Source organism: Nostoc sp., from assembly GCF_036917675.1.
GTDB lineage: Bacteria > Cyanobacteriota > Cyanobacteriia > Cyanobacteriales > Nostocaceae > Nostoc.
The window spans coordinates 485014-507877 of sequence record NZ_JBALCT010000074.1 but is presented as its reverse complement, the minus strand read 5'-3'; the positions used below and the strand labels follow the sequence as shown (position 1 = coordinate 507877).

Here is a 22864-nt window from a genome sequence, read left to right as displayed (position 1 = left end):
ATCGGAGATGTTTATCTACCTTGCCATGATCCGGATCATGGTAAGACGATTAGCATAAAATTTTACCCATCAAAACTTTTCAAACACCCTCTTAGTAATTATTACAAATATTTTTAATAGCGAAGATTAATGTACATAATTACCTTGAATAAAGGTAGTTAAAATCTACTTTGGAATCAAATAGGTTTTGAGCGGCTTGTCTTGTTCATAGACTAAGCCTTGGCTCATTGACAAAACAACTTCCGCTTTCTGTAACTCTGTCCCCAAATACATTGCATGTTCAACTTGCAAACCCGGACAATCAGCTGCTATTTGACGAGAAAGTAGACTTGCAGATTTACCTGAGTAACAATTAACTACTTCTCCAGATCCAGGCGTTGTGTGTTCTACCAGAATTGTACTATCCTGTATACTGATCAGAAAGTTTCCTGAAGGATCAGCGTAATCTTTTTGCTGAAAAATTTTGGAGTACTGATGTTGAATCAGCTTGTCAGCGTTTTCAAAACAATCATCATAAATATGGGCACTTTGGCTAATAGTAATTAATGGCCCCATTTTTAGTTGATGCGTTGATTGTCTAGAAACTGCATCAAAAATATGTTTTTGCAAAGCTCTTAACCCCATAGCATTAGTTGGCCATGCTGAAAACATATCGTTACTGCGGAAAGTTGCTGTTAAAGATAGTTCCTGATCAACAACTCGTATCCAAATGTGATTAAGGCAAGGTGGATTATCGTTTCCTTGAAGATCGTTAGCCACATCCCACAGAGACATTACTACCCTAGCGGAATCAATGTTATCTAAAAGTTTTTTAATTACTTCTTTAATTTGGTCAATTTTATAAAACCCTGACCGCAGACGTTGACCATATGTATACTTGACTCCTTCTTCACTGTGAGAAACATCATCTAAAATGTCCGAGGTATAAGGTTTAATAAAAGAGCGATCAAATGGCAAGTAATTTGGTTCTGGAAAATAGAAATCGTCAGGCTCCTCTGTAACAATTGCCATCAAGTCAATTAGTTCTTGCCATTGTCCATCATGAAGCGTAGGACGAATTGTGCCAGTCGTCCTAATGCGATGGATAATTTTTACCCAAGTTTCAGCTATGGTCTTACCTTCTATTCGGTGTCCGTAACGTGGCCCTGGTAAAACAGTTGATTCAACAGTTGACATATCAAACTTTAAGGGCTTTCCCCACGGCTCAATCACGTCTCGTTCGGCATAGGACTTAACTTCATTAACTGCATCAGTAATTAATTTGGCTTCTTTCCAGTCTATGGACTTTCGTAATTTTTCTAGGTCATTAATATCAATATCAATATCAATATAACTAAGAATAGTAGAACGAATAGTAGGGCGAATTATCCAACAACGCCGTCCAGTGTCACTCAAACCTTCTTCAAAACCATTGTGGAAAAAGTCCAGCAGGCACTCACATCCGCCTGCATTCTTGTCTTCCTTCGTAGCGTTGAGGACAACTAAATAGCGGACGTGGGGATTATACAGTAAATTGCGAATTAGTAAATTTATCCCCCTTGTGGGCGAGTATAGTTGCCCAATTACAGCATAATCTTCTGGTTGCAGGTGTTTAGCGATCGCCTGCTTCACCGTCCACCCTGTAATCACTGCCGTCTGCCCATGTCCATAGATTAGCTGGTTGGGCTTGTACAGTGCTGTGTACTCGAATTGGGTTGCCCGACCCGTTTTTGTCATCGTTGATTAAAGTCAAAACAACTCACTAGTATAACATGCAATCACAATTAATGTTTGAAAAGTTCATTCTTGGGATTGATTTGAGATGCAGAAGATACTACAAGCGATCTGTTTACAAGTTAGTTGAATTTCTCATAAATGTTACAATCGCTCTTTTCCCAGCTACAGCTAGGTTTATGCCTCCCACCAGTGCTTCCTCTACAACCCAATCGCTATTCATGCTTTACAAATATTAATATTTTTGTTACAGTTATTTACATAACAGAGAAGACAGGGAAAAAACCATGCGTACAAACACTGCTATAATTGACGACCAAGGCAAACTGAACAACTTTGCGATCGAGCCAAGGGTTTACATAGATGAGCAAGGCGATCGCACTGGCTTCACTCCTTTTGCAGAACTGTTCAACGGTCGTTTAGCAATGATTGGTTTTGTCTCTCTGATAGCATTAGAAGTATTCACAGGACACGGCATCTTTGGTGTTTTGGCAAGTCTGTAAAAACTAATTTCTGTAACATAACTCTCAACAAAAGTAAGAGACGGTAAATTTACCGTCTCTTAATTTATGGAAAACTTAGTGCTAGAGTAAAAATATACTGATGGCAAAAGCCGTTATCAGCGTAAAAATATAGGGTGAACTATGGCTTTAACTGCTTCTACTATGTTGCCACTAGGCACAAAAGCACCAGATTTTCATCTACCAGAAGTGGTATCTGGAAAGGCAACTTCGCTTTCCACCTTTGCAGATAAAAAAGCGCTGTTGGTAATGTTCATTTGTCGGCATTGCCCATTTGTAAAACACGTCCAAAAAGAATTAGCGCAGTTAGGAAAAGATTATTTTACAAGTGATTTAGCGATCGTTGCCATTAGTGCTAATGATGCAAACAATTATCCAGATGATGCGCCAGACTCGTTACAAGCATTTGCCACAGAAGAAGGGTTTAATTTTACCTTATGCTACGACGAGAGCCAGGAAACGGCAAAAGCTTACACAGCAGCTTGCACACCAGATTTTTTTGTATTTAATGACCAACGCCAACTTGTTTATCGGGGACAATTAGATGATAGCCGCCCCAGTAATGGTAAACCTGTAACTGGCGCAGATTTACGCGCAGCCATTGAAGCAGTGCTAGCGGGTAAACCTGTTACGAGTGAGCAAAAGCCGAGTGTTGGTTGCAATATTAAATGGAAACCTGGAAACCAACCTAGTTATTTTGGTTGAAAGGGATTAGGCATGGGGCAATTCAATTTTGGGTTTTGGATTTTAAATTTTGAATTAAATTTCAATTCTTTAATCCAAAATCTAAAATCTAAAATTCTTGCTCCCCTACTCCTTACTCCCCACAACTATCAGTGTTTAATTTCCAAATTAAGTATGTAGCATCCTAGTTGGACTTTTTCTGCCCACAATTCATATTCCAGACGCAAATGTTCTGGCAAGGGATGTCCGTTGAGAGTTAGGCTACTAGTAAAATTTCGTAAACGAATAGGATTGTTAGGTTGCAACGACTCAGTTGGCAACCAATAGCGACTAATGCCATAAACGCCCTGTTCCCAAAAGTGACGGTAACTCACTTGGGCGTTACCTTGCATAGTCATAATTACTCGGTAAGGGGAAATCTCCAGCCACAAAATTCTGGGACTGCTAGGAGCGTAAGCTTTGCTCTTACTTTGGGGAAGTGTGTCCTCTGGACTTAGGACACTCTCTACTTCGCAGCTAATTAGGGGCGGTGCAGTTAACAGCAAATGGAACCGGTCAGTGTCTTTTTGATACAATGTCCCGGCAGTTTCGACAACAGACCAAATTGGTAGGTCAGTGGAAATAAGTGATAAGCACACGGGCTTGCGGTGATGGGTCAGCATGGGAGCGATAAGGGCTAATAGCTATTGAACAAAGTGAAATGAACACTCTAGCTGTCTAATAGGTCAGGGTAAGAAACTAAATAGTAAAACAGGCTTAATATTAATGAATCCGCTAATTTGTTAAGCTACACAAATGCGGATATAAACAGGTAGAATCTCATCTTAGACAGGAAAAACGATACTTTTTCTAGAAAGAGCTAATTCCTAAGTAAAGCTTGTAAATATTCTAAGGCTATAGCCTCAAAACAGTGGAAGTCGTTGTAGATGCTAAGAAACCTTCTTGAGGGAGACTTCCTGTAGATTGGAGTAAGTTTCATACAGCAAAAAGGGATAGGATACTAGGCAGGAAATCACCAGCAGGAACTTTGTTTATTGCTGCTGAACTTCCGGTGTATTCAAAAGCCAGTGTATCCTAATGTCGGCTTCTGTTATAACCGTAGAAACTCACGAAGACCTTTCTCACAAGTTAATTATTCAGTAACCCCATTTTGGCTCTCTTTACGGGGTAGCATCTGGGTATCTGCGGATAAATAAATCTATCTCTCACCGTGCTTTAATGTTGGGCGCTCTAGCCGAATGTGAAACCGAAATTCAGTAACTTCTCTTAGGAGAAGAACTCCGCAGCACTGGTAGTTGTTTTTAAGCTATAGGACTCATATTTGATTGCGTGAAAAAACTCAGTACAACTCAAAGATATTATTGTAAGGGCACAACATTGTTCATACGTGTCAACTTCAGCTAAAAGTCTTTCCAAATCTCGTTTCCAGCCTCTGGCTAGAAATGTTGCTCCTGGTGGCTCTGCCGCTTTTCAAGAGGCGGAGCTTCTAGAACGGCATTCCCAGTCAGAGACTGGGAACGAGACAATCTAAAAGCTGGTTCTAGGCAGGTTTTGACGCTAAGTTGACACCAATGAATATTGTTGTGCCCCTACCTGTGTACCTCATTTTCCTGAAAAACGCTGTAAATTTTTTGCCGACAGCCGACATAGAATTAACTTATACTCCTTTTTCTATATCATACTTGTGTATGTGTGACTTATAATATTTATAATTAAAATTATCTGGATTTTTATCTACAGTAAAGTTTCAATATGGGACTTCCAATTAAAAAATATTCAACCTAATAGAGTGCGTTAAGTAGAACACTTTAACGCAGCACTTATTATACAAATAGATCGGCATAAATATTTGCCGTTAGTCAATAGCTTTCGACTATTCAGCATTGAGGATTTTTGGTACTTTAAAAAATTCGCCTTCCTGTTCAGGCGCACTGTTGAGAATACTTTCCCGGTCAGGATAGGGTTGTAATTCATCCTTTCGTGTGATGTTGCTGACATCAATTGCCCGTGTTGTTGGGGCTACATTACTGACATCAAGTTCATTCAACTGTTCAATATAATCCAGAATACTTCCCAACTGAGTAGTGAATTGTTCCTCTTCTTCTGGAGTCAATTCTAAACGGGCAAGATTAGCTACTTTGTGAACTTGTTCTTGGTCAATCATAATTTGTCATTGGTCATTGGTCATTGGTCATTAGTTCTTAGTAAATGACAAAGAACTAATGACTAATGACTAAAAGAATACGTCAATTTGCGATCGCTTAGTGGTTTTCAGCCAGTTTTGGGCTTCGATGTAGTTATTGGGAGCCATGCGAATCGCTCGAATCCAATAGTCTGCGGCTTGATCAAACAGTGCTTCGCCAGCCTCGTTATCTCCAGCTTCTTTCTCCTTTTCGCCTTGGTAGTGATAAATCACGGCGATGTTGTTCAAGGCTTGGGGCATACGCGGGTTTAACTCAATTGCCTGATGATATAGTTCTAAAGCCTTTTTGTGGTCGCCATTGCTGGCAAAGATTAGCCCCATATTGTAATGAATATAGCCGCGATCGTTGGTATCTTCCTCTAGTGTTAGAGCTTCTTCATAGTATTCTAATGCTTCAGCATATTCCCCTTCTGCTTGGGCTGACATACCATCTCGATAATAAACAAACGCTTCTTTAGCTTTTTTGTTGGTTGGCAGAATCTTCAAGATGATATCCGCCATCACTGTAAAGGATTTGTCAATAAAATTATCGTTTTTTTGCGTTCTTGGCATATTTCTTTCTGGGTATTGGGTATTGGGGCATTGGGGATTGGGCATTGGGGATTGGGCATGGGTTCACCCTATCTCCCTTATCTCCCTCATCTCCCCCACTCCCCACTCAATAGCTAATTTAACTGATTTACGGGTGCATTATTCTCGCTGAGGGGTATTATGCATTGCGGACTATTATGCCGAGAGTTGTTTACCAAGGTGCTAACTGTATAGGCAGTCATTGCTAAGGCGGGATAGGGACGCAATAGCTGCTGTAGGATTTGGGGCGTTTGCATTTGGGAATCTAGCCATAAATCGTAATCTTCTGGCTCTAGAATCACTGGCATCCGCTCGTGGATAGGTTGGAGTAATTCGTTAGCTGCCGTTGTCAAAATTGTACAAGAGATTATTTCTTCTTCTTCAGGCGATCGCCATTTCTCCCACAAACCTGCAAAGCCGAAGGGTTGCCCATCTTGAAGGCGAAAATAAAACGGCTGCTTTTTGCCTTGTTGCCGTTGCCACTCATAAAAGCCATCAGCTAGCACTAAACAGCGTCTATGCTTAAAAGCCGAACGAAAAGCGGGTTTTTCGGCAACAGTTTCTGCCCTAGCGTTAATCAGCTTTGCCCCCATTCCTGCATCTTTCGCCCATGACGGAATTAAGCCCCAATACAACTGCTTAAATTCACGCTTTTGGCTTTCGGGATTTTGTAACACTGTTGCCACCATTTGCGTAGGTGCAATGTTATATTCTGCTGCTAAATCTGGAACTGACTCAATACGGAAAAGTTGAGCTAAACTTGCTGCCGACTGGTTTAGAGTAAATCTTCCACACATACTTTTATTCTCAACCACCTACTTAAGTTAAACATCTCTATTTAGAAATAAATAATACTTTTTTTATTTTCTTGAATGATTTTATCTAGAACTCAGAAGCCAAATATCAAAATAATTATCCGGTTTTGGGAAAATCTTTTGGTAAGATATTGTATTTTGAACCTTCAATTATCGACATCATCTTAATTGTATTTTAGCATGGAACTACTGCGTTTGTATGATTTTTTACCTTCTGGCAATGGTTATAAGATACGTCTTTTATTGACACAACTGGGTATACCTTTTGAGAGGGTAGAGCTTAACATCTTGAAAGGCGAGACTCGAACACCAGAATTTTTAAGTAAAAATCCTAACGGTAAGATACCCGTTCTGGAAATTAAGCCAGGGAAATTCTTGGCAGAATCAAATGCCATATTGGTGTATCTGAGTGAATGCACAGAATTTTTACCCTATGACCGATTTTTACGAGCGCAGGTGCTGCAATGGTTATGTTTTGAACAGTATAGCCATGAACCTTTTATTGCTACATTAAGATTTTGGATTTCTATTTTAGGTAAAACTGAAGAATATAGTGAAGCTATCAAGCAAAAACGTGAACTAGGTTATGCAGCACTTAACTTGATGGAAAAACATTTAAGTTCTCACAGTTTTTTTGTGGGAGAGCGTTACACGATTGCGGATATCGCCTTGTTCGCTTACACTCATGTATCTGATGAAGGTGGGTTCAATTTAACACAATTTCCTGCTATCCAAGCTTGGATAGAAAAAGTCAAAGCTCAACCCAGATATATCAGTATTACACAAGCTTAAACAATTCCTAATTCCTAATTAAAAATGAATACAGCGTAAGCGTTTCATGATGAAAGAGCAGTTCGACAGGCTTAGTGTAAGGAATAAGAATTAAATAAGATACAATTTATGTCCTTGGCTTACCTCACCCTCAATCCCTCTCCGATATATTGGAGAGGGATCGTGAGACAGAAGTATTGATTTGAAATGGGTGGTTTATATACACCGTTTTGTACTAGATATCTGTATCAATTTCTATTAGCTTTTGTCGAGAGGACAAACCTGACTTAATTCTGATCTGAGATTTGGTAACATTAAATTTCTCTGCTATTAGTTTAATTAACTCTTCATTCGCCTTACCATCAACTGGGGGTGATTTTAGATACACAGTCAGACTGCCATCAGGTTGTTCTTCAATCTTTTGCTGTTTTGAATTAGGTTTAACCTTGACTTTTTTTTGCATAACCTATTCCGTGTAATTGTCGCAGCCACAACCAACCTAAAATAGAACCCAATACATAATGAGGAAAATCCCACCAAACAAAGGTAGTACCAAGTAACAATTTACCTATCAAGGTGGCGCGAATCTCCTCTAATAGGGGCGGATGCCAAAGTTGCAAGAATTCTAGTATACAAGTGATGACAAAAACCCATATAGGAATTTGGATTACTGCTGCCGGACTTCTGAAAAAGCAAAATGCGAATAGACACCAAAATATTTCGTAAAATATAGCAGATCCGTAGTCATTAAACCAATGATGGGCAGGTCCAGTGTAGTACTTAAACAAAAAGCCCATCGGTACAACGATGAGCAGAGAAAGAATAATAAATATTGCTTGGTTACGGTTTCGGCGCATTTTCTGAAAGTTTGAGACTAAGCAAAATTTTAGCCTCTGCATACTGGTTTCTCAATAATTCGTAATATTGAATGTTAATTACGAATTACGAATTATTTGGTTATGGATATCTTCTGCTACCAGCACCCACTACACCGATTTTGTGGCGATAAGAGAGTTCGGCACCGAACCAACCGGAAAGGCTAACTAGTGTACCCACAATGAGCGATAGTAACAGTCCCCAAGGTACTATTCGGGATTCAGCGTTGCCCAAACGCAGGAGAAAGTTGACGAGTGATAAAACTAGTAGAGAAACGTTAAGTATCAAATGCGCCCAACCGGCGGTGCGCTTGCGAACTCGTTCAATTTTGAAAAAGTCGCTGAGGCCGATCGCTGCTGCTAGGAGTCCTCCAGCTAATCCGAGTCCGATTAACCATAGCGAAGCCCTAGCCCAAAAGAAATCATGAGTTAACCAGTAGCCGATATCACTTCCTAAGGCGGCGGCTAAAAAGGCGATGGGAAAGATCACACTCAGAGGGTGTAGGGGATGTCCTGCGATCGCAACTGTACTGGGTACGCCGCTATCAAGATACTCACTATCATTACTTTCAATAACTGGTGGAATATTTGGGAAAGGTGTTGAACTTGTTTGGTTTGTTTCTGTAGTTTCCATTATTAGTATCCTGAATTTATTAGTGTCCTATTTTTAACCAGAAGGAATTTGTTCAACATGAGCTTCAGTTTGTAGGGTTAGTTTGCCTACTTCTACTTTTAGTTGGTTAACTTGCAAGCTCATTCCTTCTAAATCAAAGTTACTCAAATTTAAAATTTCGCTAGTTTCATTTATCAAAGCTTTTGTCAACTCTGGCGATATTTCCTCACTTTCACCATACTCGACATTTTCTAGAGTAACAGTTTTTCCATTAGCGCTGATCGAGGGGACTGCGGAAAAAGCAACTTGCTGATTTTCGCCTGTTTCTACTATTTTTATGGTGGCATTTAGTGCTACTTTCCCATCACCTGGTAGTCGAAACTCTATATGTTGAGGCTCAATAGTCGTCAGTTTTCCGTTAATATGGATTTTTTGACTTTGCAGTTGCGATCGCACATATTCTGAGTTGAAGGCGCGATTAATATCAGCTTCGGTTAACACAACCTGGGCATTAGCATCAGTAGGTTTAGTGAGTTCAATTTTGCCAAAAGCTACACTCAGAGGATTAATGGCAACATTAGTCATTTCTATTTTCAATTCCTCCATGCGGAGGTCTTTCTGCATAACCAAACCTTCACCTTGGATCGTCACTGCATCCACCTGTCCCTGAACTAGTTTCAGTGGGTCTGTTTTGATGTTTACATCTAAATTTTCTACTTCATCTAATTGGCTAGATAATCCCATTTCTGCTGCTTTATTGAGCGCCTGCTCTCCTAATCCAGGACTGTCTGCCATTATCAAATTAACTCCTACTTTAAATACTATATCCTTGAGTAAATTTAATAAATTAGCATCAGAATTTTATCTATCTGGCGATGGAATATAGATTTAAATACTGTCTATCTAAAAGTAGAATTCTATTATTTATAATTAAAAGTTTTGCTTTTATATGCAGAGTTTCTAATGCGTAGATCCAAAACGGCTTCTGCTCAGATATCACTCAAAAGAAAGAGGGAATGTATAGAATTTAGTAGTTATACTATTTGTTTATGAAATTTTGCGAGAATCTGTTTAATAAGAAAAGCTTGCAGCATACTTTAGAATTGAATTTTGGTTTGGCACATCGTTAGATAAAATATTTATAAAGTGGGTAGACGTAGCCAGTCGTAAGCATCGCTTTTACAATAATTTTGTCAAAGGCAACGTAAACCCAGGTACAATATCTTCACTGCTTAATATTGCTGTAGCCGGGTATTGAGTAATTGAACCATCCCGGCGATAAACTAAAGCTTGCTGATTTTTACTATCAATTAACCATCCTAATAGATATTTCAATTTTAGCTGTGTACCCCTGTGATCCTTTGCAACCTCGAAGCTTGGAGCGGTTTGTTATAAAATTGACACAAACCTTTGATTAGGTGGAGTTCTATTAACTCATTTTATACAATGCTTACAGAACGTTTTACCGCAGCCCTGATCTACGCTACTCAACTGCACGCCAACCAAGTTCGTAAAGGTTCAGGTGTTCCCTACGTTGCCCATTTATTAGGTGTCGCCAGTATTGCTTTAGAATACGGCGCAAATGAAGATGAAGCGATCGCAGCCCTCTTACACGATGCGATCGAAGATCAAGGTGGCGCTACAACACGAGAAGAAATTCGTCGCCGCTTTGGTGACAATGTAACAGCAATTGTAGATGGTTGTACTGACGCTGATACAACTCCCAAACCCCCTTGGCAACAGCGCAAGGAGGCATATATTGCTCATATTCCTACTGCTTCCCCATCAGTACTGCTCGTATCATCAGCAGATAAACTTTACAACGCCCAATCTATTCTCAAAGATTATCGCGTTTTGGGCGAATCAGTTTGGGAACGTTTTCAGGGGCGTAAAGAAGGTACTCTTTGGTATTATCGGGCGCTTGTGGATGCCTTCAGCAAGACTGGAACCACTGTAATCATTGAGGAATTAGAACGAGTAGTTGCACAAATTGAGGTATTAGCATCTCAATAAAAATTTTATTTTCCCAAAAGTAAATAAAAGATTTATCGGAACTAGACAAATAACCTTTTTCCAGACACGATATAGTCATGTATCTCACAAACAAATTTTGGCTTTTAGGTTCTCTCTCTAGATAAAAAATCTTTCTCTCGGTAGATAGGTATATTTACATGATTATGGATGCTATGTTACCAATATGACGATAGTAAGACAAAACACCCTAAATACAACCGTAAGTCCTTCAGTAAGTCCTCCAGAAAACTTGGCAGAAAAGTATATGGAAGCAGAGCGGATGCATGATGTTCTGCTTTTACTGCAAAACTTGATTAACAGTGAAGAAGCCACTGTGAAACTAATTCTGGATTGTCTTTATGATGTTGGTTCAGTCAATCTAATCAATCAAAAGCTTCGCTTGAAACCCTTAAATAGGGTGATGAAATTAATTGCTAGAATGTCCAAACCAGTTTTTAGAACCTTGGCTTTAAATTGGTTTAAAAAGAACTGTCCCCAACTGATTACTAATTGGATACACACGCAGGTTTCTTTTAAAAATCCCCAAAATACACCCCAACAAGTAGCTATTGAAGTTGTACAACTGGAACCATATTCCATACCACAGAGAGAAAGTATGAGCCAAGAGATTAAAAATCTCCGCTCACAGGTTAGATGGCTAGCTGGGATTTCAATAACAGCGATCGCTATTTTAGGACTAATAGCCACTTGGTTAAACTCAAACCCATAAGTAGCAACGTGCTCAAATTTAATTGATTCAGCAAGCTATTTTAGGTGTAAAATGTACTTGGGTTTTACAGCAATCTTAAATTGTTTGTAAACATCTTCTCTATTTATTCTTATAGTACATTTGCTGCGCGTAATTTACTTAATTATAGAAAGACGTGGTTCCTTTTTCTAATTTTTTGTTTATGACCAATCTGGGATTATTGTATCAGCAAATAATCATTAATTTATAATCAGTAATTCATGCTAAAGACCAACTAAATTGATTTATGGAAATTACCTAAAGTCCAGTATCATTATTTTAAAAAGCCCATTCATCCTTGGCGTAATAATTATGAATTATCAATTATAAATTATAAATATTATGCCTTTGCCCAAACCGACCTTGGAGGACATCGAAATACATCTGCTCTTGGAAGGACTGTATCAGTACTACGGTTATGATTTTCGTGATTATGCTCTTTCCTCACTCAAGCGCCGCATTCAGAGCTTCATGCAGTTAGAGGGGTTAGCAAATGTTTCGGCATTGCAAGAGCGGTTACTCCACAACCGTGCCTATTTGGAACGATTTTTGCTTGCTCTGACGGTGAATGTAACATCAATGTTTCGTGATCCCAGCTTTTATAATACCTTCAGAAATCAAGTTATCCCCTTCTTACAAACCTATCCATTTATTCGCATCTGGCACGCTGGATGCTCTACCGGTGAAGAAGTTTACTCAATGGCAATTTTACTGCAAGAAGAAGGACTTTACCATCGTTGCCGCATATATGCCACTGATACGAACGAGAAGGTATTACAAAATGCCAAAAGTGGTATTTTCTCCCTGAAACTGATGCAGGAATATACTCACCTTTATCTGAAAGCAGGCGGTAAGAAGTCTTTCTCAGAATATTATACAGCAGCTTATGATAACGCGATTTTTCGAGCATCTCTAAGAGAAAATGTTGTTTTTGCCCAGCATAATTTAGCAACTGACAGTTCTTTTAATGAGTTTAATGTCATCCTTTGTCGTAACGTCCTTATATATTTCAATCAGGTACTTCAAAAGCGGGTACATGAACTGTTTTATAATAGCCTTTGCACCTTTGGTATCTTGGGTTTAGGACGACAAGAATCTATCAGGTTCACCCCTTATGAGCAGCACTATGAAGAGATAATCAAAGGTGAGAAAATATATAAGAAAATTGCAGGTACTTAGAGAATGTTTTAAAAGTCTAATTTATTACTAGCCCTGGCGAATATAGCATTTCCGAATATCAAAACTTCACCCCCAACCCCTCTCCTTAGTAAGGAGAAGGGAGATAAAGTTGCAATTTTGTCAAAAGACAGTCCGTCAAACATTTTTAATTGTGTTCAGAAGATAGATACAGCGATCGCTTAAGGTAAATTACACATAAAGTCTTAAAGGAGATTGTCGATGCAACTTCTCGAATGTCCTCCTGTTGCAGTCATTGCTGGAGAAAATGCGGTTCACGTTTCTCAACTACCTTCTACATGGCAAGACATTGCTAGAGGAACCACGAGTGTCGGACTTTCCCATCCCCAAAGCTATGTTGAGATGGCGCAGTTGTTCTTATACAAATTAGAACATGGTGATGTTGACTTGTTTAGCGATCGCCCCCAACTAGCTCACTTGATACCTTCATTCTCCCAGCTATTTACCCAACTGGCATGGGAAACTCTGGAGTTTTTTGGGCAAGACTTTCTCAAACATAGCTATCCGAATTTTGCAGAAATTCTCCATGATGTGGAGTCAAAAGGGACAGAGTATGCTGATGAAGTAAAAGTGGCTCGCATTGGTATAGATTTGTTTAATGAGTTTGGTTATGAACTACCTGCCAGCTTCTATCATGTGCATTTAGCACCAATTTACCGCGATTATGTTTTTGAAGAACGCGCCTTACGATTTGATCAGCGCGATATTGAACACAAACGCGCTTGGGATGCCATACTCCATGCAGGTAAGGTGTTTGCTATCCAGATGAAGGTGCAAAGTATTGCTTCTAAATACGGTTTTACTTATCAACACGGCTGCGGCTGCAACTCTCATCTATCTTCCATTGATGTATCTCGTGGGGCGTTTGAATATGAATTGAGTCCCGAAAAGCGTCAGCGATGGATTCGCAGTTTCATCTGGACTGCTTGGTATGAGTATGCTTTTTTTGCGATCGTACCAAATACGAGTTATTTAGTCTAAAGAGAAATCAGTAGAGGGAGAAATTACTCCCTCGTTCTTATTTACTGCCAGACGTAGATGAGGATAAACAAAATAATCCAGATGACATCGACGAAGTGCCAAAACAACGAAGTTGCATTGACGCCGAAGTGACCTGTATCGTAGTTGCTAGGAATGAAAGAACGTACCAAAATTATCAATTGTAACAAAATGCCAGTGAGAACGTGCAAACCGTGGAAGCCCGTTAACAAGTAAAATGTGCCACCGAATGTCCCGGAGGTGAAACCAAACTCCAGGTGACTCCATTCAATCGCTTGTCCCACTAAAAAGTAACTTCCCATTGCGATCGTTCCCAAGAGATACAGGCGAAAGCCTTTCAAATCATGGCGTTGAAGGGCTTTTTCTGCTAAGTAAATCACAAAGCTACTGGAAACTAGAATGACTGTGTTGATTGCCGGATCTTTTACTTCTAATCCTGAAACACCAGCTGGTAGCCAGTTAGGAGTTGTTGTTTTGTAGATGGCATATCCGGCGAAAAAACTTAAAAAGATAACGCTTTCGGACAGTAGGAAGACAATGAAGCCAAACATTTTGTTGCCTTCTTCGTCGTGGCTGTGTTCTGCGCTTGGCTGGTGCAATTCAGGGGAATTGATATAACTGTCCATTTTGGTTTTAGCTTGAGGGGAATTTGAAACGCAAAGGAACGCAAAGGGAAGCGCAGAGGGGCGCGGAGGGTTTTTGCGTCTTCCCTTTAGGTTATTCGGGGAGGTTGGCTGTTAAGGGTTCTGATTTGCCGTAGCCGTAGGGTTCGGAGATGATGATGGGAATTTCTTCAAAGTTTTCTACTGGGGGGGGTGAAGAAACTAACCACTCTAGTCCAATTGCCCGCCAAGGATTAGCAGGTGCTTTCTCGCCTTGCATCCAAGAAATCACCATGTTGAATATGAAGGGCAAGGTGGAGATTCCTAAAAGAAATCCGCCGAGGCTAGCGATGATATTCCAGAATTGATACTCTGGAGCGTAGGAAGCAACTCGACGTAACATTCCTTGCAATCCTAAGGGGTGCATGGGCAAAAAGTTAAGGTTGGTGCCGATGAAGGCTAACCAGAAGTGGATTTTACCCCAGCTTTCGGAGTACATCCGCCCGGTCATTTTGGGGAACCAGTGATAGATGGCAGCAAATAAGCCCATCGTCACGGTGCCGTAAAGGACGTAGTGGAAGTGTCCCACCACAAAATAGGTATTGTTAACGTGGACATCGACTGGGACGGAGGAAAGCATGATGCCTGTGATGCCTGCAAAGACAAACATGACTAATCCACCCAGAGCAAATAGCATCGGTGTATTTAGCCGCAATTTACCGCCCCAAATAGTTGCTACCCAAGCAAATACTTTAATTCCCGTCGGTACAGATACACACATTGTTGTCATCATGAAAACCAACCGCATCCAGCCTGATGTACCACTGACGTACATGTGGTGTACCCAAACAATGCCGCTCACTCCTGCAATCAAGATGGATGAAATAGCGACTACTTTGTAACCAAATAGAGGTTTACGTGAATAAACCGGGAAGATTTCTGAGAAAATCCCGAAGATGGGCAAAATAATCACGTAAACGGCGGGGTGGGAGTAGAACCAGAAGTAATGCTGGAACATAACTGGATTCCCGCCCTTGCTAGGGTCAAAAAAGGCGGTGCCAACTGTGAGGTCGAGTAGCAGCATCACTGCACCAGCTGTCAGTGCAGGTAGTCCCAATAGTTGGATGATTTGGGCGCTAAATACTGCCCAGACAAACAAGGGCATCCGAAAGAAGCCCATTCCTGGTGCCCGCATCTTCACAATTGTGGTGACAAAGTTCACTGCCCCCATAATTGAGGATACGCCGGATATTGCCACCGCTAAGATCCAGATAACTTGACCATTTATTAAGTTACCTGTAGGATTTTGGAGACTAACTGGCGGGTAAGACCACCAACCGGCTTGGGCTGGGCCACCAGGCACAAAGAAGCTACCCATCATCAGAATTCCGACTACTGGCACCATCCAAAAGGCAACGGCATTCAGGCGGGGAAATGCCATATCTCGCGCCCCAATCATTAATGGCACTAGATAATTAGCAAAACCAACCAGTGAGGGAAATGTCCACAAAAACAGCATCACGGTGCCGTGCATGGTGAACATCCCGTTGTAGACGGTGCGATCGACTAAATCTGATTCGGGTGTTAGCAGTTCTCCCCGCATCACCATCGCAAACATTCCGCCGACAAGAAAGAAGAAGAATGAGGTAACGAGATACTGGATACCAATAACTTTATGGTCAGTACTAAAGCTGAAGTATTCTTTCCAGTTACCGGGAGATTCGTGCTTGGGCTTCTCACTGGGGAAAATGCCTTCAATCGGAATATTAGTCATCGGTTACTTTCCTTTCAACCAGGAGAATTGACTAGAGGAGGTGCAGCAGGTGGAACTGTAATCCAACCAGTTTGGACTGATTGATTCGATCTTTGGGCATACTCAGAAGCTGCCTGATTATTTGCTAGGGATGGCTTTTGGGTTGCAGCTTGGGCTAGCCACTGTTGATAATCTTCAGGAGATTCGACGACTACATTCGCTTGCATCGTCGCAAAGTATGTACCGCTATATTGGGAATCGGTCAATCGGTATTGTCCGGGGCGGATAGGAGTAAATTCAAAGTCGATCGCATGGTTGGGAATAATATCCTGCTTGAGGCGAAATGCAGGTATATAAAAGCCGTGCAAAACATCCTGTGATTTTAGTGCTAAACGTATCCGGCGATCGCTCGGTAAATGCAATTCGGTACTGGTGACATCTCTCTCTGGGTAATGAAAAACCCACGCCCATTGTTTAGCTAGGACGTCGATTTTTTCAACGGGTTCTGCTAAGGCTTTTTCTGGTTCTGCATAAGCCGATTGCATTGCCAATGGATTATGCAAGTGAACTAATTCCGATGGGCCTTGAATCCCCATTTGTTCGTAAACTTGGTAGCTGTAGCCCGCAATCCAAAACACTAACAGAATTGGGATTGCTGTCCAGACAACTTCTAAGGTGACATTCCCATCAATTGGGGGTCCGTCGGTGAAGTCATCTTTGACTGCCCGATGGAAGATCACAGAATACATCAGAGTACTTGTTACTCCCAAGAAGATGAAGGCACCCAGGGTTACTAAGAAGCTAATCAAATCATCAATTAGTAGGGATTCGGCTGCTGCTTGGGGGGGAAGCCAGGAGTAAGCCTGCTTGCCGATCCAGAGACTAATAGCAGTCACTGCGATCGCGCCTGTAAGCAGCGTCAAAATATTTAAAATCTTCTGGATTTTCATGGTCATTTGTCATTTGTCATTGGTCATTGGTCATTAGTCAAAGGACAATTGACTTATTTGAGTGTTGTGTTGAGGTTTTGGCCCGATCGCAGCAAATTATCTGCTGTATTGTGTATGCCAAATTCGGTTGCCATTTGCGCCCCTAGTGTGCCGTGGACGTACATAATGAACATGATTGCTATGCCTGCAAACAGATAGATCCATTGCACTTCTCTATCTGTCTGTTTATATTCTTGTTTGCCCCAAACAAAGCGTTGCCATGCTCTCCAGATGGTCATGCTAACAATCAACGCTAATAAGAACACACCACCTACACCATGCCAAAGCATAGTTTCCATTGCCTGCAATCCCCAGGCACTTTTCATATCAGCTGGTGGTGTTGCCAACAGCATTTCATAAAAGCCTGCTGCCACCGTGAAAAATGTGATGATGCTGGCAGCTAACATGTTGTACCAGCCAACATTAAATAAGTTGTCACGTTCCACAGTAATTGCTAAAAATTTAAAGACCCATTTTTCAAAAGGGAACAGAACACCAACGATATCAAACGTTATCCCAATGATGAATAAACCTAGTGTCAAATGGACTAAGTTGGGATGAACGGGAATGGTGTAAGGTAATCCGTTTGCGCCTAGAGAGCCTGTCAATTGGTCAATCAATTCTGAGTTCATCGCAACACACCATCCTTTACTGCTTCCACAACTGGCACGGTATGCAATCCATATACCCAAACAAGTTTATCTCCGAGATATACCTGCAAGCCAACTATCAGGGTTAAAACTAGTCCGGCTCCCAAATAATAAATTGGTATTTTTTGCGGGTTGCGGGCACGAATTACATAGCGCCAAGCTGTAATCGCCGTGATGATTCCCGAAAGTGACCAACCAATCAGCGTATGCAAATTCAGCACCGATTTAGCTAGGCTATAAGGTTGTGCTAAACCCGCTTCAAGCTGACCAAAAATGATTGCGACGAAAATAGCGATCGTGGCAACTAACATATTCCACCAACTCACCTCAAAAAGACTGGCTTTACCAGTAAAATAGCCAACTACATCGCAGAAAAACGAAAACAATACCATCGCAATTACGAAGTGGACAACGATGGGATGAATCGTATCTGGATAGGGTAAATTGTGGTCGTTCAAAGATGTTAAATACTCAAGCATTGTCTTCTCCTGGACATATTTACCGCACTTTGGTCAATCAATTTTGGATTTTAGATTTATTCCGTCTCTGACGAGATATAAACCAGAAGACCCTAATCCAAAATCTAGAATCGCTAGTTAAACTTCAATGATTGATGCATACTCACTAATATCACCACAAGTATCCATCTATAATTGACCGGAATATGTTCAATATGTGCGCGGTGCAATACGCTTAATCATCTCTTAGCTTTTTGCAGCTAAATCTAGTGAGCTTGGCTACAGTGAATAATTTTGATTGAGATTAATTTCCTCATGCCCATAGTCTGCAACAGCAATTTTTGATGGAGCTAAAAAAATTGCTGTCGTTTGTTGATTTGCCTAACCTATCTTTTAGTTTAAGTAAATTTTTATGAATTGTCAAAACAATAATAATCTAAATTTCAAAAGTTAATTATTTAGCAAAAAAGCATTTTCAAAATGTATCGATTCTGGCATTAATTAAAATTTTAAAAATTCTAAATATAATATTTATTTGTAAAGTAGCTCACAATGATAAAATATTTATTTGTAATGCAACGGACAAAATTATATAATCTTCATTCAGTAGTTGGTATAGAAGGGAATCAAGATACAGCAGATTGCAACAAGCGCCTCTGTACAGATTATTGTAAGGGCACAACAATGTTCATTGGTGTCAACTTAAGGGTAAAACCTCGTTTCTAGCAAGAAGGCTGGAAATGCTGTTCCTGGCGGCTCTGCCGCCAGGAAGGGAGGCGGAGCCTCTAGAACGGCATTCCCAGTCTGAGACTCTTAACGAGACAATCTAAAAGCTGCTTCTAGAAAGGCTTTCACGTTAAGTTGACACCAATGAACAATGTTGTGCCCCTACCTCTGTACCTCATTGACCTGAAAAAGGCTGTATTGGTGCTAGGTACTGGTATTGTCTGATTATGGGGGATAAACAATTTTCTAGAGTGAACGTACGTCAAAAGTTCCAACGAGACATTGAGAACGCCAATTACTCTGGAAACGCTCAGAAGTCTTCGGACTTGTTAGCGCAAGAATCCCCAACTATAATCTCCGATTTAGTTAGGGCGCGTTCAAACCCACATTCTACAGGTGTGAGGGCTAAACAAGTGTCGTTTAAAATTGTGGTAATTGGTACTTCTTTGGGCGGATTATCAGCATTGAAAATTATCCTGGGGAACTTACCAGCAGATTTCCTCGTACCGATCGCGATCGTGCAACACCGTCACAAGGAGTCAAATAGCACACTCAAGGAGTTATTACAAGAATCCAGTTTGTTGAAAATTCGAGAAGTAGAAGACAAAGACGAAATACTACCAGGACATATCTACATAGCTCCAGCAGATTATCACTTGCTGGTTGAACTAGATCACTTTGCTCTTTCGACTGATCAGCCTGTTTCCTATGCCAGACCATCTATTGATGTACTATTTGAATCAGCGGCCGATGTCTATGGTGAGCAAGTTATTGGTGTAATATTGACAGGAGCAAATCAAGATGGTACGCAAGGTCTTAAGAAAATAAAAGCACGGGGAGGACTGACTATTGTACAGGAACCTGCCACAGCCCAGAGCGACGTTATGCCAGAGGCAGCAATCTCTGCTGTTGCAGTAGACTGGATTTTGACACTCTCAAACATTGCTTCCCAAATGGTCAAGCTTTGTCACTCATCACGGAAATAAACCCATGCAGATGGAACCCAAAGTAAACATCCTCCTAGTAGATGATAAGCTAGAAAATTTGCTGGCACTAGAGGCAATCCTAGAAAAATTAGGGGAAAATCTCGTGAGAGCTACTTCTGGGGAAGAAGCTTTGAGATGTCTGCTACATCAAGACTTTGCGGTGATTTTGCTGGATGTGCAAATGCCAGGGATGGATGGCTTTGAAACTGCTACGTTGATTCGCAATCGGGGGCGATCGCGTCACACTCCAATTATCTTTCTCACCGCCTTTAGCACCAGCGACCAAATGCTGTTTAAAGGCTATGCCTTGGGTGCAGTTGATTATCTGCTCAAACCATTAAACCCGAATATCTTGACTTCTAAAGTCACAGTATTCGTAGAACTATTTAAGAAAACAGAAGCCGTCAAGCAACAAGCCGCGCAACTGGTAGCTGTGAATGGTTCACTCAGGCAAAGTGAAGAACGATTGCGATCGCTAAGTACCTGTTCACCCGTTGGCATTTTTGAAATTGATACTGAAGGAGGCTGTAGATATACTAATCCCCGCTATCAGGCCATTTGTGATTTGAAAGCGGCAGAAAGTTTAGAAAAAAGATGGCTAGAATCTGTTCATCCAGAAGATAGAGAACGAGCAGTTATCAGTTGGTCTGACTACATTCGTGAAGGTAGCGACTACTCTGAAGAATTTCGCTTTCAAACTACTCACGGTAGCATCCGTTGGGTTCAGGTTCGCTCATCACCAATGCTTTCCGGTCAAGGAGAATTGCTAGGATATGTCGGCACCCTCGAAGATATTACTGAACGCAAACAAGCAGAAGAAGTTCGCGCTCAAGTGATTCGAGAACAGACGGCAAGGGCTGAAGCAGAAGCAGCAAATCGGATGAAAGATGAGTTTCTCGCCGTTCTCTCCCATGAACTCCGCACCCCCCTAACCTCGATGCTGGGCTGGTCAAAAATCCTCCGCTCTAAGAAACTTGACGAAAAAGCCACTTCCCGCGCCTTAGAAGCGATCGAACGCAACGCTATATCTCAGATGCAACTAATTGAGGATATCTTAGATGTATCCCGGATTATCCGGGGTCAGCTGCGGTTAAATGTAGCTGCTGTGAATCTGATCACAGTCATGGAGGCAGCCTTAGAAGCAGTGCGTCCCCTAGCAGAGCCAAAAGATATTAAGTTAAATACTGTCCTGGATACTTCGGTAGAGTCAGTTTATGGCGATCCAGCCCGGTTACAGCAAGTTGTTTGGAACCTACTAACTAATGCCATTAAGTTTACCCCTAAAGGTGGCAGGGTAGAAGTGAATCTGTCAGTAGTCTGTGGTGAAGGACAACAAACAACTCACAAATACGCCCAAATTAAAGTTATGGATACGGGCATTGGTATTAGTTCGGAGTTTTTACCCAAAGTATTTGAGCGTTTCCGGCAAGCAGACAGCACGACAACGCGATCGCACAATGGACTAGGACTAGGACTAGCGATCGTCCGTCATCTAGTGGAACTGCACAAGGGTACAATTTTTGCCGAAAGTTTAGGCACTGGAGAAGGAGCAACCTTTACTGTGAGACTACCACTGCTACAAGACAATAGGGTTAGCAGGGAGAATAGAGAAGAAATTTCCTTCCTTGTGGCATCGATGCCCCTGACTGGATTAAGAGTTTTAGTTGTAGATGATGAAGCAGATACCCGTAACTTTCTCAGTTTTATGTTTGAGGAGTATGGAGCGATCGCCATTGCGGTAGCATCAGTTGATGAAGCGCTAGCAGTAGTTGAACAAGCAAAACCAGATATCCTGATTAGCGACATCGGCATGTCAGAGCAAGATGGTTATACACTGATTCGGAAACTGCGCTCTTTAGAACCAGAAAAAGGCGGAGGTATCCCAGCGATCGCTTTAACAGCATACACGCGAGAGGAAGACCGCTTAGAAACCCTAAGAGCAGGGTTTCAGCAGCATTTATCTAAGCCAATTGACCCCACTAAATTGATTGCTATGGTTGCCAATGTATTAAAACTACCTCTGGAAGTTCCAGTGAGTTGATTTGGAATTGGGGAGTGGGGGAACAAGAATTTTAGATTTTAGATTTTGGATTTTAGATTGAAATTTAATCCAAAATTTGAAATCCAAAATCCAAAATTGAATTGCCCTGTTTGCCCAATGCCCAATGCCCAATCAAGAAGAAGTTAGTCCATGTTTTTTCAATTCGTCTAGGGAAACCACTTCCAAAGCTCTAGCATGGGTTGCAGAGAGGATGACGGGACAAGCAACGCCAGCATGGAGAGCTTCTTGCCAGCGAGAAGCACACAAACACCAGCGATCGCCAGGCTTGAGTCCAGGAAAGTTAAAATCAGGAACAGGTGTGCTGAGGTCGTTTCCACGCGATTTGGTAAACTCCAGGAATTCTGATGTCACTTGGGCACATACAACGTGCGACCCGAAATCCTGACCACCTGTGCGACAAAAACCGTCGCGGTAAAACCCAGTCATGGGAGAAATACAGCAAACCTCTAGGTTTCCATCGATTACGTTTTTAGCGTCTGTCATCGTTAATTCGTTGCAGTTAATTTTTCCACTTCAGGCTAATTGAAAGTTTATCAGATTTGAAAACCCCTCATTTGCATGAAGGGTTTGTAGCATCAGGCTACGGGAATTATTTTACACAATTCCTGGAACAGCAGGTTTACAACCTTACTCATCAGCTTGCCTTGGATGTGTTTACCATTTAGCTTAAACAGCAAGAAGCCTCACGTCTCACCCGAAGGGGAGCGTGAGATGAATTGCGCGTGAGTTGACGACAGTCCTCTGACCAAATATTGAGCGTAAGCGAAATCAGGGAAGAGGATATGGAGGAAACGAACTGTTAGATTAATCTTCCGGGTTCTGTTGATTTTCAATATATTTTCTAAGAGTTGACACAGTAACACCTCCACAGCTTGCGACAGTTTCGATGACTGGTTTAAAGATTATGGCGAGGGTC

At 41.3% G+C, this 22864-nt stretch carries 25 protein-coding genes and 1 pseudogene; 9 read left to right on the top strand and 17 right to left on the bottom strand.

All coding sequences use genetic code 11. The features are described 5' to 3' along the window. Nucleotides 1-165: 165 nt before the first annotated feature. Nucleotides 166-1716 (bottom strand): thymidylate synthase, encoded by a 1551-nt coding sequence (locus V7K31_RS31710; protein ID WP_335100525.1) that lies wholly within the window; start codon nt 1714-1716, stop codon nt 166-168. A 284-nt stretch (nt 1717-2000) separates the two neighbouring features. Here V7K31_RS31710 and V7K31_RS31705 point away from each other — a divergent pair, with 284 nt between their 5' ends. After that, the gene (locus tag V7K31_RS31705) at nt 2001-2216 is read left to right on the top strand and encodes a high light inducible protein (RefSeq protein WP_335100523.1); all 216 of its coding nucleotides are present in this window, start codon (nt 2001-2003) and stop codon (nt 2214-2216) included. Between the two features lie 141 nt (nt 2217-2357). Next, the gene (locus V7K31_RS31700; RefSeq protein ID WP_335100521.1) at nt 2358-2939 is read left to right on the top strand and encodes a thioredoxin family protein; all 582 of its coding nucleotides are present in this window, start codon (nt 2358-2360) and stop codon (nt 2937-2939) included. Between the two features lie 128 nt (nt 2940-3067). On the opposite strand, the gene V7K31_RS31695 is transcribed toward V7K31_RS31700, so the two are convergent. The 4 genes from V7K31_RS31695 to V7K31_RS31675 all read right to left on the bottom strand — a co-directional run bounded on the left by V7K31_RS31695 (nt 3068) and on the right by V7K31_RS31675 (nt 6488). Then, nucleotides 3068-3580: a hypothetical protein gene (locus V7K31_RS31695; RefSeq protein ID WP_334824965.1), complete on the bottom strand. Its 513-nt coding sequence runs from the start codon at nt 3578-3580 to the stop codon at nt 3068-3070. Nucleotides 3581-4791: 1211 nt separating this feature from the next. After that, the gene (gatC, locus tag V7K31_RS31685) at nt 4792-5082 is read right to left on the bottom strand and encodes an Asp-tRNA(Asn)/Glu-tRNA(Gln) amidotransferase subunit GatC (protein WP_335100519.1); all 291 of its coding nucleotides are present in this window, start codon (nt 5080-5082) and stop codon (nt 4792-4794) included. Nucleotides 5083-5151: 69 nt separating this feature from the next. Continuing rightward, the gene (locus tag V7K31_RS31680; protein WP_335100583.1) at nt 5152-5673 is read right to left on the bottom strand and encodes a photosystem I assembly protein Ycf3; all 522 of its coding nucleotides are present in this window, start codon (nt 5671-5673) and stop codon (nt 5152-5154) included. Between the two features lie 113 nt (nt 5674-5786). After that, complete coding sequence (locus tag V7K31_RS31675; RefSeq protein ID WP_335100518.1) at nt 5787-6488, bottom strand: SOS response-associated peptidase; 702 nt, start codon at nt 6486-6488, stop codon at nt 5787-5789. 198 nt (nt 6489-6686) lie between these two features. On the opposite strand from V7K31_RS31675, the gene V7K31_RS31670 reads away from it, so the two are divergent. Next, nucleotides 6687-7298, top strand: a complete 612-nt coding sequence (locus V7K31_RS31670; protein WP_335100516.1) for a glutathione S-transferase family protein — start codon at nt 6687-6689, stop codon at nt 7296-7298. Between the two features lie 214 nt (nt 7299-7512). Here the strand turns inward: V7K31_RS31670 and V7K31_RS31665 are convergent, their stop codons facing one another. From V7K31_RS31665 to V7K31_RS31645, 5 genes are all read right to left on the bottom strand, one after another. Then, nucleotides 7513-7740 (bottom strand): DUF167 domain-containing protein, encoded by a 228-nt coding sequence (locus V7K31_RS31665; protein ID WP_335100514.1) that lies wholly within the window; start codon nt 7738-7740, stop codon nt 7513-7515. Further along, nucleotides 7718-8134, bottom strand: coding sequence for a ribosomal maturation YjgA family protein (locus tag V7K31_RS31660; RefSeq protein WP_335100512.1), 417 nt, complete (start codon nt 8132-8134; stop codon nt 7718-7720). Before V7K31_RS31660 ends, V7K31_RS31665 begins: the two co-directional genes overlap by 23 nt. A gap of 100 nt (nt 8135-8234) precedes the next feature. Next, nucleotides 8235-8786 (bottom strand): DUF2231 domain-containing protein, encoded by a 552-nt coding sequence (locus V7K31_RS31655; RefSeq protein ID WP_335100510.1) that lies wholly within the window; start codon nt 8784-8786, stop codon nt 8235-8237. Between the two features lie 33 nt (nt 8787-8819). After that, on the bottom strand, nt 8820-9560 hold the full coding sequence (locus V7K31_RS31650; RefSeq protein WP_335100508.1) for an LmeA family phospholipid-binding protein: 741 nt from the start codon (nt 9558-9560) through the stop codon (nt 8820-8822). 384 nt (nt 9561-9944) lie between these two features. After that, a complete protein-coding gene (locus tag V7K31_RS31645; protein ID WP_335100506.1) occupies nt 9945-10100 on the bottom strand; it encodes a hypothetical protein in 156 nt (51 codons plus the stop codon). Nucleotides 10101-10211: 111 nt separating this feature from the next. Here V7K31_RS31645 and V7K31_RS31640 point away from each other — a divergent pair, with 111 nt between their 5' ends. From V7K31_RS31640 to V7K31_RS31625, 4 genes are all read left to right on the top strand, one after another. Beyond that, complete coding sequence (locus tag V7K31_RS31640) at nt 10212-10778, top strand: HD domain-containing protein (RefSeq protein WP_335100504.1); 567 nt, start codon at nt 10212-10214, stop codon at nt 10776-10778. Nucleotides 10779-10962: 184 nt separating this feature from the next. Then, entirely contained in the window at nt 10963-11508 is a 546-nt protein-coding gene (locus tag V7K31_RS31635; RefSeq protein WP_335100501.1) for a hypothetical protein, read from the top strand. A 360-nt stretch (nt 11509-11868) separates the two neighbouring features. After that, nucleotides 11869-12705, top strand: a complete 837-nt coding sequence (locus V7K31_RS31630) for a CheR family methyltransferase (RefSeq protein ID WP_335100499.1) — start codon at nt 11869-11871, stop codon at nt 12703-12705. Nucleotides 12706-12924: 219 nt separating this feature from the next. Beyond that, nucleotides 12925-13704 (top strand): hypothetical protein, encoded by a 780-nt coding sequence (locus V7K31_RS31625; RefSeq protein WP_335100497.1) that lies wholly within the window; start codon nt 12925-12927, stop codon nt 13702-13704. A 41-nt stretch (nt 13705-13745) separates the two neighbouring features. Here V7K31_RS31625 and V7K31_RS31620 read toward each other — a convergent pair whose 3' ends face one another. From V7K31_RS31620 to V7K31_RS31600, 5 genes are all read right to left on the bottom strand, one after another. After that, on the bottom strand, nt 13746-14348 hold the full coding sequence (locus tag V7K31_RS31620) for a cytochrome c oxidase subunit 3 (protein WP_335100495.1): 603 nt from the start codon (nt 14346-14348) through the stop codon (nt 13746-13748). Between the two features lie 91 nt (nt 14349-14439). Further along, on the bottom strand, nt 14440-16098 hold the full coding sequence (ctaD, locus tag V7K31_RS31615) for a cytochrome c oxidase subunit I (RefSeq protein ID WP_335100493.1): 1659 nt from the start codon (nt 16096-16098) through the stop codon (nt 14440-14442). Nucleotides 16099-16112: 14 nt separating this feature from the next. Next, nucleotides 16113-17027: a cytochrome c oxidase subunit II gene (locus V7K31_RS31610; RefSeq protein ID WP_335100581.1), complete on the bottom strand. Its 915-nt coding sequence runs from the start codon at nt 17025-17027 to the stop codon at nt 16113-16115. Nucleotides 17028-17080: 53 nt separating this feature from the next. Further along, nucleotides 17081-17698 (bottom strand): DUF2231 domain-containing protein, encoded by a 618-nt coding sequence (locus V7K31_RS31605; protein WP_335100491.1) that lies wholly within the window; start codon nt 17696-17698, stop codon nt 17081-17083. Then, nucleotides 17695-18195 carry a DUF2231 domain-containing protein gene (locus V7K31_RS31600; RefSeq protein ID WP_335100489.1) on the bottom strand — a complete coding sequence of 167 codons (501 nt, stop codon included), beginning with the start codon at nt 18193-18195 and terminating at the stop codon, nt 17695-17697. Before V7K31_RS31600 ends, V7K31_RS31605 begins: the two co-directional genes overlap by 4 nt. A 1118-nt stretch (nt 18196-19313) precedes the next feature. Between V7K31_RS31600 and V7K31_RS31595 the strand changes: the two genes are divergently transcribed. Continuing rightward, nucleotides 19314-19886: a chemotaxis protein CheB gene (locus V7K31_RS31595; RefSeq protein WP_335100487.1), complete on the top strand. Its 573-nt coding sequence runs from the start codon at nt 19314-19316 to the stop codon at nt 19884-19886. Between the two features lie 4 nt (nt 19887-19890). Continuing rightward, on the top strand, nt 19891-21927 hold the full coding sequence (locus tag V7K31_RS31590; RefSeq protein ID WP_335100485.1) for a hybrid sensor histidine kinase/response regulator: 2037 nt from the start codon (nt 19891-19893) through the stop codon (nt 21925-21927). Between the two features lie 132 nt (nt 21928-22059). Here V7K31_RS31590 and V7K31_RS31585 read toward each other — a convergent pair whose 3' ends face one another. Together V7K31_RS31585 and V7K31_RS32040 are read right to left on the bottom strand one after the other, a co-directional pair. Next, nucleotides 22060-22431: a DUF2237 family protein gene (locus V7K31_RS31585; RefSeq protein ID WP_335100483.1), complete on the bottom strand. Its 372-nt coding sequence runs from the start codon at nt 22429-22431 to the stop codon at nt 22060-22062. Between the two features lie 321 nt (nt 22432-22752). Beyond that, nucleotides 22753-22827 (bottom strand): annotated as a pseudogene (locus V7K31_RS32040) (IS200/IS605 family transposase); the annotation flags it as partial. Nucleotides 22828-22864: the final 37 nt, after the last annotated feature.